This is a genomic window from uncultured Rikenella sp., from assembly GCF_910577125.1.
In the GTDB taxonomy this organism is placed as follows: Bacteria; Bacteroidota; Bacteroidia; order Bacteroidales; family Rikenellaceae; genus Rikenella.
Map to the genome: position 1 here is coordinate 1 of NZ_CAJTMN010000174.1, position 2,450 is coordinate 2,450.

Here is a 2,450-nt window from a genome sequence, read left to right on the forward strand (position 1 = left end):
ATACGCAGTATCGCTCCGTCCCGCCGGGGCGCCCACCGGGCGTTTTATTGGGGCTTTCTTGGCCTTATTAGCCGTCCGCCGCCCGCGTAGGGCAGTTCTATCCTGTTAGGGTAGAGGCGGCCATTTCGGAGTGCCCGAAGGCACCGCGCGCCACGCCTAAAAGGGCATATTCTGTTGGTTGGCACTCGGCCAACCAACGAGAATGGCCGCGGGCGACTCAAAAACGCATTGACAAGCCCGCGCGCGGCTGCTGAAGTAGGAAATCGTTAGAACCATGGTGAATGGTTCTAACAAGATTTCCGCCAGCGCGTGGGAAAAATACCACACGTAGCGTAGTTAGTAGCGGGCCGGCGCCAGCGAGGCCGAAAACGAGCACCGCGAAGTTGCAGGCCTACGCCTGGGGTGGCTCCGGCCCGCGCGACCCTTGCGGGTCGCAGGAGTAGGGTAGAGACTGCCATTTCGGAGTGCCCTGCGGCACCGTTTATTCCGAGAGGCAACGCAACGGAAGACCGTGACCCCGAGCATTCGCATCGTTGAGGATGAGCCACGTCACACCGAAGCCCAAGTTTATGCCGTTGGTGTCGCTGACCGAAACAGACCAGCTGGCACTGCCGGTGCCGACGAGCTCCAGCATGCCCGAGGTACTGCCGCGGACGCCCGGGGCGGGGTGTTGATCTCTTCTGTTTATTCCGAGAGGCAACGCAACTGAAGACCGTGGCCACGGCGATTCACGTCGCTGGGATAGAGGTTCTGCGTATAGAAGTACAAGAACACGCCGTTAGGCCCACTGACCGTGGACGACCAACTACACCCGCCGTCGCCGCCGGCCATCAGATCGCCTAACCGCCCGTTATTTCCTGCTTCGCGGTAGCCCGGGGCGGGGTATCGGCAGGCAAAAACAGGCAAAAATGGGAATGAGATTTACAGAACGAAAAATAAAATAATTACCATAAATGGAAACCAAGAAAATCGATTTGAAAGGCAAACGCCCGTTGATCATTTCCGGGCCGTGCAGCGCCGAGACCGAAGAACAGACCCTCGAAACCTGCCGCCGTTTGGCTGCCACCGGCGTTGTGGACGTGTTGCGTGCCGGAATCTGGAAACCGCGCACCAAACCCGGAACGTTTGAGGGAGTGGGGCTGCCCGGTCTCTCGTGGATGGCCGAAGCGAAAAAGGAGACCGGTCTGCCCGTGGCGACCGAAGTGGCCAATGCCAAACACGTCGAAGGGGCTTTGGAATTCGGTGTCGATCTGCTGTGGATCGGTGCGCGTACGACCGTCAATCCGTTCAGCGTACAGGATATTGCCGATGCCCTGCGCGGCGTGAATATTCCCGTGCTGGTCAAAAACCCGATGAATCCCGATATCGACCTCTGGATGGGGGCCGTGCAGCGGCTCCAGAAGGTCGGCATCGAACAGGTCGGCTTGATTCACCGTGGATTTTCGTCGTTCGGCGTCTCCAAATACCGGAACAATCCGATGTGGCCCCTGGCGATCGAGATGAAGATGCGGATGCCGGAAGTGCCGATGATCGGCGACCCGTCGCACATCACCGGGAAACGCGCTTTGCTCAAAGAGGTGGCCCAGGAGTGTGCCGACCTGAACTACGACGGGTTGATTATCGAGAGTCATATCTGCCCGGATAAAGCTTGGAGCGATGCTGCGCAGCAGATCGTTCCGGAAGAGCTGGGCGAATTGGTTCGGAGCATCGTGTGGCGTAAACCGCAGACCGACAAACCCGATTTTCTCCGGTCGCTGGACAAATTGCGCAGCCAGATCGACCAGTACGATGCCGAACTTTTTACGCTGCTGAGCAAGCGGATGGACGTGGCCGAGAAGATCGGCGAGATTAAGCGGGACAACGAAGTGATGATCCTCCAGAGCGCGCGGTGGGACGATATTGTGAAGCGGGTTTTGGCGACGGCGGACGAGTTGAAATTGAGTCGAGAGTTTTTGAGTATTTTGTTGAACTCGATTCATATGGAGAGCATTAGCCGCCAGCATCAGGTGATGAACGCGAAGAAGTGAGTGCGTGAATGAAAATGGGGGCTTGCGGAGCCTGAGGAGTAGTGTGCGAACAGAGGAACGGGGCGAAGAATTGGGCAGAGCAGAGAAGTGGAAATGCGAAGCATTTCCCGTCCACGGGACGTGGGGCCCGCGCGGCCCGAGCGCAGTACCCTCCTGTTGACAAGTCGCCCGCCCCGCTATAGAGGGCATATTCTGCCGATTGGCGGTGAGCCAATTCGGCAAGAATTGCCGCGGGCGACTGAAACGCATTAAAAATTCCGCGCGCCGCCGCCTAAAGAAGCGATTTTCTATATTGACGGTGAGTCAAAATAGAAAATCGCGTAAGGCGCGCGAACGACGAACAGTGCGAAGAGTTGGGCTGCGTCTGCTGCGGGCCGGCGCCAGCGTGGCCGGAAACGAGCCCCGCGAAGTTGCAGGCCTACG

Annotated in this window: 3 protein-coding genes; 1 reads left to right on the forward strand and 2 read right to left on the reverse strand. The window is 58.4% G+C overall.

Annotation, left to right across the window (positions count from 1 at the left end):
• Positions 1–481: 481 nt before the first annotated feature.
• Together QZ292_RS10280 and QZ292_RS10285 are read right to left on the reverse strand one after the other, a co-directional pair.
• On the reverse strand, positions 482–634 hold the full coding sequence (locus tag QZ292_RS10280) for a hypothetical protein (protein WP_294601241.1): 153 nt from the start codon (positions 632–634) through the stop codon (positions 482–484).
• A 50-nt stretch (positions 635–684) separates the two neighbouring features.
• Positions 685–906, reverse strand: coding sequence for a hypothetical protein (locus tag QZ292_RS10285; RefSeq protein ID WP_294601243.1), 222 nt, complete (start codon positions 904–906; stop codon positions 685–687).
• 47 nt (positions 907–953) lie between these two features.
• Between QZ292_RS10285 and QZ292_RS10290 the strand changes: the two genes are divergently transcribed.
• Positions 954–2,027 (forward strand): chorismate mutase, encoded by a 1,074-nt coding sequence (locus QZ292_RS10290; RefSeq protein WP_294601245.1) that lies wholly within the window; start codon positions 954–956, stop codon positions 2,025–2,027.
• Positions 2,028–2,450 lie beyond the last annotated feature (423 nt).

Excerpts from the sequence above, each read along its gene's own strand:
- QZ292_RS10280 (WP_294601241.1), bottom strand. The coding sequence starts at position 634 with ATGCTGGAGCTCGTCGGCACCGGCAGTGCCAGCTGGTCTGTTTCGGTC.
- QZ292_RS10290 (WP_294601245.1), top strand. The coding sequence starts at position 954 with ATGGAAACCAAGAAAATCGATTTGAAAGGCAAACGCCCGTTGATCATT.